At 42.6% G+C, this 15,170-nt stretch carries 11 protein-coding genes and 2 pseudogenes; 9 read left to right on the forward strand and 4 right to left on the reverse strand.

What is annotated here, in order from left to right; genetic code table 11:
- Positions 1 to 37 precede the first annotated feature (37 nt).
- Both ACTNDQ_RS07045 and ACTNDQ_RS07050 read right to left on the reverse strand, forming a co-directional pair.
- Positions 38 to 880, reverse strand: coding sequence for an ABC transporter ATP-binding protein (locus ACTNDQ_RS07045; RefSeq protein WP_118368846.1), 843 nt, complete (start codon positions 878 to 880; stop codon positions 38 to 40).
- A gap of 205 nt (positions 881 to 1,085) precedes the next feature.
- Positions 1,086 to 1,400 (reverse strand): annotated as a pseudogene (locus tag ACTNDQ_RS07050) (IS1634 family transposase); the annotation flags it as partial.
- 110 nt (positions 1,401 to 1,510) lie between these two features.
- Between ACTNDQ_RS07050 and ACTNDQ_RS07055 the strand changes: the two are divergent.
- A complete protein-coding gene (locus tag ACTNDQ_RS07055; RefSeq protein ID WP_441064297.1) occupies positions 1,511 to 3,217 on the forward strand; it encodes an amylo-alpha-1,6-glucosidase in 1,707 nt (568 codons plus the stop codon).
- Between the two features lie 165 nt (positions 3,218 to 3,382).
- On the opposite strand, the gene ACTNDQ_RS07060 is transcribed toward ACTNDQ_RS07055, so the two are convergent.
- The gene (locus ACTNDQ_RS07060) at positions 3,383 to 4,273 is read right to left on the reverse strand and encodes an AraC family transcriptional regulator (protein WP_441064298.1); all 891 of its coding nucleotides are present in this window, start codon (positions 4,271 to 4,273) and stop codon (positions 3,383 to 3,385) included.
- A 315-nt stretch (positions 4,274 to 4,588) separates the two neighbouring features.
- On the opposite strand from ACTNDQ_RS07060, the gene ACTNDQ_RS07065 reads away from it, so the two are divergent.
- The 6 genes from ACTNDQ_RS07065 (at position 4,589) to ACTNDQ_RS07090 (ending at position 12,268) form a co-directional block, all read left to right on the forward strand.
- Positions 4,589 to 5,881, forward strand: a complete 1,293-nt coding sequence (locus ACTNDQ_RS07065) for an ABC transporter substrate-binding protein (RefSeq protein WP_441064299.1) — start codon at positions 4,589 to 4,591, stop codon at positions 5,879 to 5,881.
- A gap of 79 nt (positions 5,882 to 5,960) precedes the next feature.
- Complete coding sequence (locus ACTNDQ_RS07070; protein WP_119240730.1) at positions 5,961 to 6,848, forward strand: carbohydrate ABC transporter permease; 888 nt, start codon at positions 5,961 to 5,963, stop codon at positions 6,846 to 6,848.
- Between the two features lie 12 nt (positions 6,849 to 6,860).
- Complete coding sequence (locus ACTNDQ_RS07075; protein WP_195456751.1) at positions 6,861 to 7,706, forward strand: carbohydrate ABC transporter permease; 846 nt, start codon at positions 6,861 to 6,863, stop codon at positions 7,704 to 7,706.
- Between the two features lie 32 nt (positions 7,707 to 7,738).
- The gene (locus tag ACTNDQ_RS07080) at positions 7,739 to 9,838 is read left to right on the forward strand and encodes a glycoside hydrolase family 3 C-terminal domain-containing protein (RefSeq protein ID WP_173737206.1); all 2,100 of its coding nucleotides are present in this window, start codon (positions 7,739 to 7,741) and stop codon (positions 9,836 to 9,838) included.
- 4 nt (positions 9,839 to 9,842) lie between these two features.
- The gene (locus tag ACTNDQ_RS07085) at positions 9,843 to 10,613 is read left to right on the forward strand and encodes a polysaccharide deacetylase family protein (RefSeq protein ID WP_441064300.1); all 771 of its coding nucleotides are present in this window, start codon (positions 9,843 to 9,845) and stop codon (positions 10,611 to 10,613) included.
- Between the two features lie 86 nt (positions 10,614 to 10,699).
- Complete coding sequence (locus ACTNDQ_RS07090) at positions 10,700 to 12,268, forward strand: family 43 glycosylhydrolase (protein ID WP_441064301.1); 1,569 nt, start codon at positions 10,700 to 10,702, stop codon at positions 12,266 to 12,268.
- 152 nt (positions 12,269 to 12,420) lie between these two features.
- Here ACTNDQ_RS07090 and ACTNDQ_RS07095 read toward each other — a convergent pair.
- Positions 12,421 to 13,367, reverse strand: a pseudogene (locus ACTNDQ_RS07095) (IS1634 family transposase).
- Positions 13,368 to 13,597: 230 nt separating this feature from the next.
- Here ACTNDQ_RS07095 and ACTNDQ_RS07100 point away from each other — a divergent pair.
- Together ACTNDQ_RS07100 and ACTNDQ_RS07105 are read left to right on the forward strand one after the other, a co-directional pair.
- Complete coding sequence (locus tag ACTNDQ_RS07100) at positions 13,598 to 14,131, forward strand: hypothetical protein (protein WP_441064302.1); 534 nt, start codon at positions 13,598 to 13,600, stop codon at positions 14,129 to 14,131.
- Between the two features lie 77 nt (positions 14,132 to 14,208).
- Positions 14,209 to 15,102: a M14 family zinc carboxypeptidase gene (locus ACTNDQ_RS07105; protein ID WP_015524854.1), complete on the forward strand. Its 894-nt coding sequence runs from the start codon at positions 14,209 to 14,211 to the stop codon at positions 15,100 to 15,102.
- Positions 15,103 to 15,170: the final 68 nt, after the last annotated feature.

Raw genomic sequence — 15,170 nt, forward strand, 5'->3', positions numbered from 1 at the left:
TCTGTTAAATTATAAGATAACTGTGGTTGACGCCGGCTTATCGCTGCATCAGATGCCTGCCTGCGCGCTCCACAAAAACATCCTCCAGAGTTGTCTCCCGAAGGGTGCACTGTCCGTCCAGAGAGGACAGAAAAGAGATGGCCTCTTCCCGACTGTGGAAGTAGTGGCTTTTTGCCCCTTCCGGTGTTTCCTGATCTACGGTGTATTTGCCCAGGCTGTCGATCAGGCCCGATGGAGTATTGATCTCCTCCAGCTTTCCGTGATCCATAAGTGCTACCCGGTTGCAGAGAGACTGTGCCTCTTCCATATAGTGGGTTGTCAGAAGAATGGTCAGATTTTTTCCGTTCAGCTGACGGAGAAGATTCCACATCTGTCGTCTGGATAGTGCGTCCATACCTGCAGTGGGCTCGTCCAGAAGAAGGATCTCCGGACTTGTGAGAAGTGCCCGGCATACCATAAGCTTTCGTTTCATACCACCGGAAAGCTTCCTTACAGTCCGCTTGCGGAAGGGAAGAAGTCCACAGAAATCCAGAAGCTCTTCAGTTTTCCGTTTGATCTCTTTTCGTGGCATGAAATAAAGACGGCCCTGATATTCCATGATCTCGTCCATGTTCATATCCTGGCGCATGGAATATTCCTGCGTGATCACGCTGATCTTGCGCTTCAGATCCGGTCGGTTGCGTCCAAGTGTCTGCCCGTCAATGAGGATTTCGCCCTCTGTGGGCAGGAGCAGAGTGGAAAGCAGACTGATCGTGGTAGTCTTTCCGGCACCGTTGGGTCCCAGCAGACCGAAAAATTCGCCGGTTTCTATGCGAAGATCCAGAGAATCCACAGCAGTAAAACTGTCGAATTTTTTTGTGAGATTTTTTGTTTCGATCATCTCTGTTCATTTCCTTTCGTTTGTATGCAAATTTCACTCTATTATACTGGAAAAAAAGAGACATTTCAACAATTCTGAGATGTTCTTTACAGAAAAGGGGCGTTGTGCTATAGTCCCATGATAGTTGTAAGGTGACAAAACGGCTACAAACCCAGTAAATATGGGTGTTGTGACCGTTTTTCTTTTTGCAGCGATATGTACTATATTATCCTTGCTTTGATTTTATCTGTTTTGTATTCTTGATGAGGGTCCGCATATCTGCTTTAGTAATGAATTCATGATCCGTTCTAAAATCAAATATTTTATGTAAGGCATCGGTTAGTTCGGTTCTTGTATAAGAGGGGATATATCCGCTCGCTGTGTTCAGCAGAGTCATTTGCCTAAAGCGTAATGTTTCCAATATCTGGTCTGCTGTATAAAGATTCCCAAGTTTCTTTTCCAGTAGACGGTAGAATAAAAGGCTGATATAACAAGTCATGAAATGGGCTTTTATCCGATCTTCTCTTCTGACATAGATTGGTATTCATCTGTCAAACTCCCGAATTGACAAAATCATTGCTATAAGGTAGTGTAATATCATAAACAAAGTCGAAAACCAACTAAGTCAATATATTAATTGGAGGTACTATTATGAATTTCTATCTTTCCGAGGTCCCGTTTTCTCGATTCGGCTCGTATATGGCTCTCGCCGAGTTGCCGGATTGGTGGCAAGGGCATAAAATTGAACACGGTATTTATTTGAAGAATGTCAGCGGGTCGACGCAGAACTCTATCGTCGCTAAGTTTATTTTTTCTGGCGACGAGCTTTCCGCAGACTTAGACGGCGGTTCGCTGTCTCTCGTTTCGGGAGATTTCAAATATGATTTTTGCTTCCCCGACCCCGAAACGCTTATTATTCGCGGGGGCAGATCCGCTGTATTGACTCTTGACTTTATGACCGAAAGCGGACCTTATGACTACATTTATGAGTTCGACGCGGACGGACGCCATTGCTATGCCGAAAACTGTTACAAAAACAACACGAGCTATGTCGTATGGGCGCAGGAGGGAGATATTTATTTAGAACAGAATTGGTCTGAGCAGTCGTCGGAGTTTTCAAGGCTGAATATTGCCGGTACGGACGGCTTTTTGCTGATAATTAAGGAGACGCAGGTAGAGTGGGACAGAAAATGTCCCGAGTACGATTTTGAAGCCTGTCGCGAGAAAGTCGCGCGTGAGTTTTCGGAGTTTTACAAAAGCTATCCCATACTTCCGAAAGAATATGAAGAAGTATCAGTTCTCGGTGCGTATATCAACTGGTCGGCATATGTTATGCCGCGAGGGTTCTTAAAACGCCATGCGATGCTGATGTCAAAAAACCACATGACAAATGTCTGGAGCTGGGATCACTGCTTCAACGCGCTTGCGCTGTCATACAAAAATCCGTCTTTGGCATGGGAACAGTTCATGATAATGTTTGATTTTCAGGATAAATCGGGCAGACTTCCCGACAGCGTGAACGATTCAAAGGTGATATGGAACTATGTCAAGCCGCCGATACACGGCTGGACGCTCAAGAAAATACTTGAAAACGGTATGACGCTCACTAAAAATCAGCTTACAGAGGCATACTCTGCACTTGAAAAGCAGACGCTTTGGTGGATAAATTACCGCGATTTTGACGGCGACGGTGTCTGTGAATATGTCCACGGAAATGATTCGGGCTGGGACAACTCGACGGTATTTGCAATCGTTCCGCCGATAGCTTCTCCAGATCTGCAGGCGTTTTTACTTGTGCAGATGGCTATGCTCGCCGAACTTGCAGAGAGCCTTGGTATGCCTCAAGAGAGCGACAATTGGAAAGCAAGATTCGAGAAGGCCTCAAGCAATTTTTTGGAGAAGTGCTTTGTAAACGGTCTGCCGACAGCATTTCAGAGCGGCACTCACAAGGTTGTTGAAAACCAAAGTCTTCTGCCGTATCTATGCCTGATTTTGGGCGACAGATTGCCGAAAGAGTATCGGAAAAATATGATAGACAAGTTAAAATGCGGAAGATTCATCACTGATCACGGCTTTGCGACAGAGAGCCTTGACAGCAATTGTTACCGACCTGACGGCTACTGGCGCGGTCCGATATGGGCACCGTCAACGGTTATTTTGTGCGACGGACTGAGCAGGTGCGGCGAGATTGACCTCGCCAAAGAGACCGCCCGAAAATTCCTTGAAATGGCAAAGCAAAGCGGCTTTGCTGAGAACTATAACGCCGTAACAGGCGAGGGCTTACGCGACAGGGCGTATACTTGGACTTCAAGCGGGGTGTTTATTCTCGCGGAGGAATACTTGAACAGTCGTGCTTGATGTAGGATAAACTTGCTTTGATTAATGGGATTTTCCATCGTCCCGTTTCCGCTTTGCGCAAGAGCAGACAGGCAGGTGTTGCCGGGAGCCCTGCGGGCAAACATCTCCGGAAGATCTGGTCTGTATTTGCTGCAAAGCAGCAAATACAGACCAGATCTTCCGGGATTACTTTTTCCCGGAAACAGGTGTTTTTTGGAATTGTGAATCATACATATTTCGAAATTCTGTGGGAGTGCACAGGTTTAATTGTTTGAACATCCGTAAAAAGGCGGACAGGCTGGAAAAGCCTGATTGTACTGCCACTTCGGTAACAGCAAGCTCCGGATCCAGCAAAAGAGATTTTGCGTATTCAATTCTTTTCTGGTTCAGAAATTTGTAGAAGGAGGAATTAGTATATTGTTTAAAAAGGCGGGCAAAGTGATATTTGCTGAACCCTGCCAGACTGGCAACCTCTTCCAGAGTAAGGTTTTCAGAAAAGTGGTTGCTGATATAGTCGGTGATAAACAGAAATTTCTCCATATATTCTTTCTGATGGTGAATATCACGGTCTCCGTCCTGCTGATGAAAAGCTTTGTGATTTCTGCCAATATCCACAAGGATTTCCAGGAATTTTGCAATGATGGAAATTTCAGAATAGGTGGTAAAATTCATATATTCATCCTTGATTTCCAACATAAGACGATGGATGTGTTCATAGACCTGTGGATATTCTTCCTTGGTGACCAGAATGGCAGGACTGAGGAGTGGTGTGATCAGATCTAGCTCTTTTAGCTTGATGTGGTTCAGGCCGGGCTGAAAAATAATCCTTTCTCCTGTAGCCGGAGCAAAGAGCTCGTGAAGTATACAGGGACATATAACAAGAATTTCTCCTTCTTTGATAAGATAATCGTTATGACCGCAGACAACCCGGTAGTCATTAATAACAGGCATGATCACTTCGAATGAGGGATGCCAGTGAGGCGGATAGTTTTCGGCTTCCTCATTGTAATAAAGACAGATCTGGGTATCTGCTTTGTAATCAACGGTTTCATGAATTCCCTGTAAATTATGGATCATATGGACTCCTTTCACACCTAATTACTGCTTTTGATAGCAAATGTTGCTTTTAATGTTTGTGTATATAATGTATCAAAAACATGTGTAAATGGCAATATATAACATTGGAAAAATTGAAATAATAAAAACATATGTCAAAATACACAAAAAAGAATATAAAACTCTATTAAAATTGACATATTAAAGAAAATAGTGGCAGATAAATAGCAAGAATTGATAGCAACATGACAAGAATTATGGAGCCAATCACAGGACATTCTGATATAGTAGAACCATCAAGAAACGAGGTAATGAATCAAAAGGAGGATTAAAAAAATGAACAAGAAGAGATTACTTTCAGTATTACTTTCAGCAGCTATGGTAGCTGGAACCATGGCAGTAGCAGTGCCTGTATATGCAGATGACACAGAGGAAATCACATGGATGTTCTGGGATGACCTGGAAGCTACAGAGGATCTGGTTTCCAAAGGATACAAAGATGTTATTGATCGCTTCAATACAGAATATGAAGGGAAATACCATGTAACACCGATCACAACAAATCTGGAAGAATATGACGGAAAATTAAATGCCCTGATCGCAGCAGGACAGACACCGGATGTATACATTTGTAACCCGGGACCCAACATGGATGTATATGTAAATGCAGGAGCAGCAGCAGACCTGACAGATATTCTTGAGAATCAGGAAAAAGACTGGTACGCAACATTTACAGATGGAATCTTTGACAGACTGACTTATGATGGAAAGATTATGGCAGTTCCTACAAACTTCGCAGCTGCCTGTGTATACTATAACACAGAGCTTTTTGAGAAGGCCGGAGTAGAAGTTCCGACTACCTATGATGAACTGATCGATGTATGTAAGAAACTGCAGGATGCTGGTATTACACCAATCTCCTGTTCCGCAGGAACTTCATGGTGCCTGTCAATGATCGCAGGTTATCTTTGTGACCGTTCAGGTGTAGATCTTCAGGCAATCGCAGATCATAAAGCAAACTGGACAGATGATAACTGTATTGCTGCAGGTGAGAAATTAAAAGAGTTATCTCAGTATTTCCAGGAAACAGCAGCTGGTGACTCCAATGATCAGGCTACAGCAAACTTCTACAATGGAGATGCAGCAATGCTGGTACAGGGATCATGGGCTATGGCTCAGATCAATGGCAATAATCCTGATTTCCAGAGCAAATGCGGTGTATTCCAGTTCCCTGGAATCGACGGAGCGAATGATCCGAACCGTATGATCGTTAAAACAGACAACTTAATGATGAGCTCTACAACAGAGCATCAGGATGCAGCAATTGCACTGATGAAGATGTTTACAGATGAAGAAGCACAGAAATATACAGCAGAAATAGGAGGAAAATTCCCGGTCATCAAAGATCTTGACATTGACTATGACAAAGCTCCTGCACAGCTGAAATATGTTCAGGATATTATGGACAAAGCAACTGGTACTTTTGGATTCTACAATGAATCTCTGGCATCTGTAGAAGCAGGTGACTGCTTCGACAATGCAATGGTTGATATATTCCTTGGAAACCAGACTCCGGAAGAAGCCTTCCAGACAGTACAGGATTTCTATGAAGAAAACGTCTGGAAATAATTGTGGATAGATAGTACAGAATTTACATGGCTGCTGCGGAAGAAAAAAGTTCCGTAGCAGTTTTTAAATGGAGGCAATTATGGATAAAATTTTACGTAATAAGAAGGCTATTTTCATATTTATCGCACCGGCACTGATCATGTTTGTCCTGGTACTGGTTATCCCTATGGTGCAGATGGTTTATTATTCTTTATGCGATTATGCGGCATTGACACCGCCCAAATTTACCGGACTTGCAAACTATAAAAATCTATTTTTTAAAGATTCTACATTTAAAATTGCGTTAAAGAACTCTATTTTCTTTATGATCTTTTCTGCTATCACTCAGCAGGTGATCGGCCTTGGTCTTGCAGTTATGCTTACCAATATTAAGAAAGGCAGAAACCTTTTCAAAAATATTTATTATCTTCCATCCGTTCTTTCCTCAGCAGCCTTAGGTCTTTTATGGGCATTTATGTTTAACCCAAAGATTGGTATCAATAATCTGCTGGCACAGTTCGGAATCAAAGGCCCTCTTTGGCTGATGGATTCCAAAGGTTTTATTGTACTTCCCATGTGGGTGATTGCGTTTGTTGCCTTATGGCAGTATGTTGGACAGAATATGATGCTTTATATGGCTCAGATCACAGGAATTTCCAGAGACATATATGAAGCTTCTTATATAGACGGCGCATCAAAGACACAGTCATTCCGTTACATTACACTTCCGTTGATTAAACCAATGATGGTAACTTCACTTTCATTGAACTGTATCGGTTCTCTTAAATTCTTTGACCTTGTGTATAACATGACTCAGGGTGGACCGAACCACAGAACCGAGGTGCTTGCGACAGAACTTTATGCGGAAGGTTTTAACTATTTTAAATATGGTTATGCCAGTGCGATTTCTGTAGTCTTACTGGTTATGTGTCTGATCGTAACATTATTGGTTAAAAAAGTAATTAAAGTTGAAACTTACGAGGGCTAGGAGGTAACAGAGATGCAGACAAAAAAATCAAGAAAACCGGTAAAGCCTGTTACAGTAATTCTTTATATATTTCTTATTGCACTTGCTGTGATTTATGTGGCTCCGCTGTTATGGATGTTATGTGTTTCATTAAAAGATAATGCAGGCGTAATGGCAGCTCCATTTGCCCTGCCGGAAGTATTTCACTGGGAAAATTACCAGCAGGCATGGACAATGGGTAAGCTTGGAATTGCACTTGTAAACTCAGTACTGGTCTGTGGGATCACACTTGTAGTCAGTCTGTTTTTTGGAGCAATGGCAGCATTTGCCATTGCAAGAATGCGTTGGAAATTATCAGAAGCAGCACACACATTTTTCCTGATCGGAATGATGGTTCCGGTACATTGTATCCTGATTCCGCTGTTCGTACGTTTTGCAGGGATGGGATTGACTAACTCAAGAGTAGGTCTGATGATCCCGTATATTACGTTTTCCCTTCCGATGACTATTTTCCTTCTGACAGGATTTTTCAAATCTATGCCTGGAGAGTTATTTGAGGCAGCAGCCATTGACGGATGTGGAATTTATGGATGCTTTTTCAGGATCGCACTTCCCCTTTGCAGAACAGGATTCTTTGTTTCAGGTCTTATGACATTCGTAGGTAACTGGAATGAGCTGCTGCTGGCTATGGTATTTGTCTCAGATCCTGCAAAGAAAACACTGCCTGTAACACTTACATATTTCGTAGGACCATATGCCACAAACTATGTACAGATGTTCGCAGCAATCATTATCGCAATCGCACCTACCGTTATTGTATACTGCCTGTTCAGTAATCAGATTGTAGAAGGTCTGACTACAGGTGCTGTAAAAGGATGATGTATGAAAGGAATGTGTAAAAGGAGGCTTGTATGAACAGAGACGAGGCAAGAAAGAAAGCACAGGAACTGGTATCCAAAATGACACTGGAAGAAAAAGCCAGTCAGTTAAGATATGATGCGCCGGCTATAAAGAGACTTGGTGTCCCTGCTTATAATTGGTGGAATGAAGGACTTCACGGGGTAGCCAGGGCAGGACAGGCAACTGTATTTCCGCAGGCAATTGGCATGGCTGCCACATTTGACAGAGATTGTGTAGCTGAAATGGCAGATATTGTAGCAACAGAAGGACGTGCAAAATACAATGCATATTCCAGTGAAGAAGACAGAGATATTTATAAAGGACTGACATTCTGGTCCCCCAATGTAAATATTTTCCGTGATCCGAGATGGGGCAGAGGCCATGAAACTTACGGGGAAGATCCGTATCTGACCAAAGAGCTTGGAGTAGCTTTTGTAAAAGCTCTTCAGGGTAATGGAGAAACTATGAAAGCTGCGGCATGTGCAAAGCATTTTGCAGTGCATTCCGGACCGGAAGCGATCAGACATGAGTTTGATGCAAAGGCATCTGCAAAAGATATGGAAGAAACGTATCTGCCTGCATTTGAAAGCCTGGTAGAGGAGGCTGATGTAGAGGCAGTTATGGGAGCATATAACCGCACAAATGGAGAACCCTGCTGTGGAAGCCCTGCTCTGCAGAAAAAACTGAGAGATGACTGGAAGTTCCAGGGACATTTTGTATCAGACTGCTGGGCGATCAGAGATTTCCATGAACATCATATGGTGACTAATACGGCTTATGAGTCAGCAGCACTTGCCATTAATAATGGCTGCGATCTGAACTGTGGAAATACATATCTTCATATTATGAAAGCATATGAAAAGGGGCTTGTCACAGAGGAAAGGATTACAGAATCAGCAGTAAGACTTTTTACTACCAGATATCTTCTTGGGCTATTTGATGGCAGTGAATATGATAATATTTCCTATAGGGAAGTAGAATCAGCAGAACATCTGGCAGCAGCAGAGAAAGCAGCAGCGAAGAGTTTTGTACTTTTGAAGAATAATGGAATTCTTCCATTAAAAAAAGAGGATATCAAAACAATCGGAATTGTGGGACCTAATGCAGACAGCAGAAAGGCTTTGATTGGAAATTATCATGGAACTGCATCCAGATATATTACAATCCAGGAGGGAATCCAGGATTATGTAGGTGAGGATGTGAGAATTCTTAGTTCTGTAGGAAGCGAGTTGTTTAGAGACAGAACAGAACCTCTGGCATTCAGCAGAGATCGTCTTGCGGAAGCTAAGATCGTTGCAGAAAACAGTGATGTGGTGATTCTTTGTGTAGGTCTGGATGAGACACTGGAGGGTGAAGAAGGAGATACCGGAAACAGCTATGCATCCGGAGATAAAGAGAGCCTGAAGCTTCCTCAGTCCCAGATTGATTTAATGGAAGCAATGGCTGGTTCCGGAAAACCGGTGGTTCTTTGTCTGATGGCAGGAAGTGATATTGATATGAGCTATGCAGCAGAGAAATTTGATGCAGTTATGGTTCTGTGGTATCCGGGAAGTCAGGGCGGAAAAGCGGCAGCAAAAATTCTGTTTGGGGAAAACTCCCCATCCGGCAAACTTCCGGTTACCTTTTACGAGAGCCTTGAAGAACTTCCGGAATTTACAGATTATTCCATGAAAGGCAGAACCTATCGTTATATGGAAGGAAAAGCACAGTTCCCCTTTGGATATGGACTTACCTACAGCAATGTAAAAGTAGAAAATGCAGAGGTAAGACAGTGCGGACGGAAGATAACAGTAGAGGCAGAAGTATATAATAAGGGTAATGCAGATACTGAGGAAGTTGTCCAGGTTTATGTAAAAAATCTTGACAGTAAAAATGCAATTCCAAATCCTGCACTGGGAGGATTCCAGAGAATTTTTATAAAAGCAGGAGAACGCAGAAAAGTTATGGTTCCTGTCTGGGAAAAGGCATTTACAGTGGTAAATGAAAATGGAGAACGCGTAGAGGATGGCAGGAAATATGAGATTTTTGCAGGCTGCAGCCAGCCGGATGAAAGAAGTATAGAGCTTACCGGAACAGAACCTGTAAAGATAATTTGGGAGAAAGAAGACTGAGCTTGTGAAATTTGAATTGTTTTATCCGCAGTGGAAAGACCAGGCAGTCACATTCAGCTATGATGATGGCCAGATTTTTGATAGAAGACTGGTTGATATTTTTAATAAATATAATCTGAAAGCAACATTTCATCTGAACTCAGGGACTTTGGATACAGAAGGATTTATAAAAACACAAGAACTGAAAAGCTTATATCAGGGACATGAAATTGCCTGTCATGGTGTTGCACATGAGTATCCCACACATCTTTCGCAGGAAAGACTGGTTCAGGAATTTTATCAGGACAGATGCAGTCTGGAGAGAGAAACGGGAAGGATTATCAGGGGATGTTCTTATGCATTTGGAGAATATGACGAAAGGGTCATCAATACCCTGAAGAATCTTGGGTTTGCATACAGCAGGACTGTGGAGTCTACAGAAAATTTCCGCATTCCGGAGGATTTTATGAGGTGGACTCCGTCCTGTCATCACAATGATGCATTCAGGGGAATTGCAGAAAAGTTTTTGCACAAACCGGATTATCAGAAGCTTCCTCTTCTCTATGTATGGGGACACAGCTTTGAGTTTGAACGGGAACAGACATGGGAGGAAATGGAAAGCTTCTGCAGAAAGATTTCAAACCATGAAAATGTGTGGTATACCACTAATATGGATTATGTGAATTATATGAATGCAGCCAGAAATCTGATATTCAATGCAGAATGTACCTATGTAGAAAATTTATCAAAAATAAAAATATATTGTAAAATAGATGGAGAGTGCCAGATCTTATAATCTGGCATTCACTGATATAGGGTTTGCTGAAAAGCATATAAGAGAGTCTACAGATTTCATATTTGATTTACGGGAGGAAATGATCAATGATAACTTGTAAAAATCCGATTTTAAGTGGCTTTTATCCGGATCCGTCCATATGCAGGGTGGGAGAGTGGTTTTATCTGGTTACATCTACTTTTGCATATTTTCCGGGAATTCCTGTATTTCGCAGCAGAAATCTGGCACAATGGGAGCAGATCGGCAATATATTGACACGGGAGAGCCAGATGCCCTTACAGGGCTGTGAACATAATGAGGGGATTTATGCTCCTACACTTCGGTGGCATAAGGGAACTTTTTATCTGATTACTACCAATGTATCTGGCGGTGGAAATTTTATAGTAACTGCAAAAAATCCCCAGGGTCCATGGTCAGAATCTCATTTTTTGGAAAATGCCAGGGGAATTGACCCGAGCTTATTCTTTGATGAGGATGGAACCTGTTATTATATCGGGCAGAGAGAAAATTCCCGTGGCGGCAGGTACAATGGTGATTGCGAAATATGGATACAGAAGCTGGATTTGCAGACTTTCAGGCTAGAAGGGGAGGCGCATCCTGTTTTATATGGATTCCAGAGAAATGCAATCTGGCCGGAGGGTCCTCATCTTTATAAAAGAAATGGTTATTACTATATTTTTCATGCAGAAGGTGGAACAGAGGAGCATCACAGTGAAATGGTGGCCAGGAGTAAAAATATTTTTGGCCCCTATGAATATGCAGGGACAAATCCGATCCTGACACACAGACATTTGGGAAAAAATGCGGAGATTACCTGTGTAGGACATTGCGATCTGACTGAGGATGAACAGGGAAACTGGTTTATGGTTGTTCTGGGCTGCAGACCTGTGGACGGAAAGACATTTCTGGGAAGAGAGACTTTTCTGGCAAAGGTAGAGTGGGAGGATGACTGGCCGGTGGTAAACCCGGGAGTAGGAATGCTGGAAAAGGAAATCTGTCTTCCTGGTGAGAAGGATAACTCTATGCCCGGAGAACTGAATGAAGTCAGAAATTACAGTTTCAAAAATATGACAGATAAAAAGCTTCCACCGGATTTTATGATGCTCAGAAATCCCCAGCCGAATGCTTATACAATAGATGAACAGGAAGAATGTTTAAAACTTCCTGCAAAAGCTGTGGCAATTGGGGATAATGGGAGTCCTTCGTATGTTGCGGTGAGACAAAAGCACCATAGATTTCAGGCAGAGACGGAGTTTTTGTTAAAAGCAGGAGAAAAAGGTGACAGAGCCGGAATTGCCTATCTTCAGAATTCTCAGAATTATCTTCTGGCAGAATATGGAGAAGTGGGGGCAGACGGCTATATCTATGTCACAGTATGTATCAATGGAACAGAGAAGATACTTGCAGAAAAGAAAACAGAGAAAAGAGGTATGCAGACCCTGAGATTGAGCGTAGACCAAAGCCTGGCACAGGTATGGCTGATTCGGCCTGAGACGGAAGAAAAATCACAATGTATAATCAGGGAGGTGGATATCAGCCATATGTGTACAGAAGCGGCAGGCGGTTTTACCGGCTGTACAGTGGGAATGTATGTACACTCTGAACAGAAACAGAGTACCGGCTGTGCGCAGTTTTGCAGATTTACGGTAAAGTAACAATCATTCTGATGATTCCGGCAATTGGTTGTTCTGCCTTTGCGTTTGTGTTAAGATCCCATCTTTGACAGTTGTAAGGTGACAAAACGGCTACAAACCCAGTAAATATGGGTGTTGTGGCCGTTTTTCTTTTTGCAGCGATATGTACTATATTATCCTTGCTTTGATTTTATCTGTTTTGTATTCTTGATGAGGGTCCGCATATCTGCTTTAGTAATGAATTCATGATCCGTTCTAAAATCAAATATTTTATATAAGGCATCGGTTAGTTCGGTTCTTGTATAAGAGGGGATATATCCGTTCGCTGTGTTCAGCAGAGCCATTTGCATAGAGCGTAATGTTTCCAATATCTGGTCTGCTGTATAAAGATTCCCAAGTTTCTTTTTCAGTAGACGGTAGAGTAAAAGGCTGATATAACAAGTCATGAAATGGACTTTTATCCGATCTTCTCTTCTGATATAGATTGGTCTTGCTTCGAATTCTGTCTTCATGATCCGGAAGTTTTCTTCGATTTCCCAACGTTGTTTATTGATCCTTATGATCTCTGAAACATCACCTTCCAGGTTTGTGATAACTGCATAAAACCCATCATACATTTCTTCTTTCTGGATCTGTTCTTCATCAAGATCATAAGTTTCTTGGATAGAGAAAATTTGTATTTTTATAAAGTTCACTCTGTATAAAATCAGATTCCCCTGCAATCACGGAAAGAGAACGATATACGTCCTGGAGACTGTATTTAGGCTCTGCTTTTGATTGTCCGACAGACTTTGTCTAAACGGAGCTGAGTGCACAGTTCCTGAAGAAACAGATATCCAACATTGAAAGAACGACGCTCATTCATAGGGATAGTTGCCGCTTTGGAGAACTCTACAGACACTTTTTCGGTATGCTGCTTATAAAGTTCTGTTTCTTTTGCTGCCTGTTCCTTTGCCCACATCATCAACTTGTCTTCATTCCCATCAAACTGTTCCAGAAGGGCATTTTACTTCCCAAGTTTTTTATAAATACATGAAGAGGCTTTTCCGTTTTCTTTGCGGAAAGAACGATAAATATATACATCTTTATTATTTTTACTGCCTGTGATTGCGATATACATGATAAATAAATCCTTTTTTCTTTTATTATACCGCACTATTGCAAACAAGTGCATATAAAAACGTAAAATTTGACATAAAAAATGCAGGTTTTATAAGGCCTGCAGGGTGATTTTTAATTATTCAACTGTCAAACTCCCGAGACATTTCAACAACTCTGAGATGTTCTTTACAGAAAAGGAGCGTTGTGCTATAGTGATACGAAGGAAAAACAAAAAACGGAGAGAAAACCATGAAACACAGGATGAGAACAATAATGCTGCTTCTTCTGACTATGCTGCTGCTATGCCCGATACAGATTCTGGCTGCAGGTGGAGAGAACGCAGTGAAGACAGATCTGGAGGACGGAGAATATTCCATACAGGTGGAGCTGGAAGGCGGAAGCGGAAAGGCCAGCGTTTCTTCCCCCACATTGATGCTGGTAAAAGAGGGGAAGATGTATGCACGGCTCCAGTGGAGCAGCTCCAACTATGATTATATGATCGTAGATGGGGAAAAATATCTCAATGAGAGCGAGGAAGGCAGAAATTCTGTTTTTACTGTCCCGGTAACTGCCCTGGATGATAAGATGGAAGTGATCGCAGATACACTGGCCATGGGTGCTCCTCATGAGATCGATTATACGCTGACCTTTTATGAGGCTTCCATTGGCTCCAAGGGCCAGCTTCCTCAGGAGGCAGCGAAAAGAGTGGTTGCTGTTGCGCTGGTGATCATCATCGGCGGTGGTATCCTGAATTATTTTGTAAACAAAAGGAATCGGTGTTAAACCGGTTCTTTTTTTATGCTCTTTCGCATAATATACATAATAATGAACATGTATAAAGACGGAAGGAAGGGAACATCATGGATACAGTACAGGATAAAACCTACGAAGCAATTTATTATTCACTGTGGGAGGCAGCCAGGCGTTACAGCAGCTTTACACAGTTTCGGGTGATCGGAAAAAGCCACGATGACCGGATGATCCCTATGCTGGAAATCGGACAGGGAGATGCCTGTATTTTCTGTGTGGCCGGCTTTTCCGGAACGGATGGACAGATGACGGACAGGCTTACCAGGATGGCACTGGAGCTTTGCAGAATATATGAATGCAACTGGACCGTGGACGAGCTTTATGAGGTAAAAAAGCTCCTGGATCAGACCAGGCTTTGTATCATACCGGTGGTCAATCCGGATGGATATGAGATCTGCCGGAAGGGTTACAATACTGTGCGAAATCCCATTTTCCGTCAGATGCTGAAAATGCAGGATGTTCCCTGTGATGAATTCGAGGGAAATGCAAGAGGAATGGATACTGCACGGAATTTTCCTACTACCTTCTGCAGCAGAAAAAAGATCCATCAGCAGCCTGCCAGTGAAAATGAGACACGTGCACTGATCCGGATCTTTCAGGAATACGGAGGACGTGGCCTGCTGGTTTTCTGCGGATATGGAAAAAAGGTGGTTTATTATCGGCGGGATCAGAATTTTTCCACTGGTCAGAGATGCTACCGTCTTGCACGTCACTTAAAAAAATGTACCAGGGGAAAGCTGGAGCAGCTTGCAATAGAACGAGAAGCGCAGAACGGGCGAAGGAGCACAGGCAGGCCGGAACAGTATTACGGAGAAATGATCCGCCAGCCGGCTTTCCGGATCGAATTGCCGGTAAATTCCGGAAATAAAGAAGAGGAAGAACGGGAAATCCGTGATTTGATGCTGCTTCCATTGGAATATATTTACTCTCTGGTACAGCTGTAAGAAAATTTGTGTTGTGAGGATGCAGGGTCTGTCAGCTTATGAAAAATAGGGTGACAGACATACTCGCT

It is taken from the genome of Blautia massiliensis (ex Liu et al. 2021) (genome assembly GCF_052064225.1).
Lineage (GTDB): Bacteria > Bacillota > Clostridia > Lachnospirales > Lachnospiraceae > Blautia_A > Blautia_A fusiformis.

What these genes read in the sequence shown, in the direction of transcription:
- ACTNDQ_RS07045 (WP_118368846.1), bottom strand. Translation starts at nt 880, where the DNA reads ATGATCGAAACAAAAAATCTCACAAAAAAATTCGACAGTTTTACTGCT.
- ACTNDQ_RS07065 (WP_441064299.1), top strand. Translation starts at nt 4,589, where the DNA reads ATGAACAAGAAGAGATTACTTTCAGTATTACTTTCAGCAGCTATGGTA.
- ACTNDQ_RS07090 (WP_441064301.1), top strand. Translation starts at nt 10,700, where the DNA reads ATGATAACTTGTAAAAATCCGATTTTAAGTGGCTTTTATCCGGATCCG.
- ACTNDQ_RS07070 (WP_119240730.1), top strand. Translation starts at nt 5,961, where the DNA reads ATGGATAAAATTTTACGTAATAAGAAGGCTATTTTCATATTTATCGCA.
- ACTNDQ_RS07075 (WP_195456751.1), top strand. Translation starts at nt 6,861, where the DNA reads ATGCAGACAAAAAAATCAAGAAAACCGGTAAAGCCTGTTACAGTAATT.
- ACTNDQ_RS07080 (WP_173737206.1), top strand. Translation starts at nt 7,739, where the DNA reads ATGAACAGAGACGAGGCAAGAAAGAAAGCACAGGAACTGGTATCCAAA.
- ACTNDQ_RS07060 (WP_441064298.1), bottom strand. Translation starts at nt 4,273, where the DNA reads ATGATCCATAATTTACAGGGAATTCATGAAACCGTTGATTACAAAGCA.
- ACTNDQ_RS07055 (WP_441064297.1), top strand. Translation starts at nt 1,511, where the DNA reads ATGAATTTCTATCTTTCCGAGGTCCCGTTTTCTCGATTCGGCTCGTAT.
- ACTNDQ_RS07105 (WP_015524854.1), top strand. Translation starts at nt 14,209, where the DNA reads ATGGATACAGTACAGGATAAAACCTACGAAGCAATTTATTATTCACTG.
- ACTNDQ_RS07100 (WP_441064302.1), top strand. Translation starts at nt 13,598, where the DNA reads ATGAAACACAGGATGAGAACAATAATGCTGCTTCTTCTGACTATGCTG.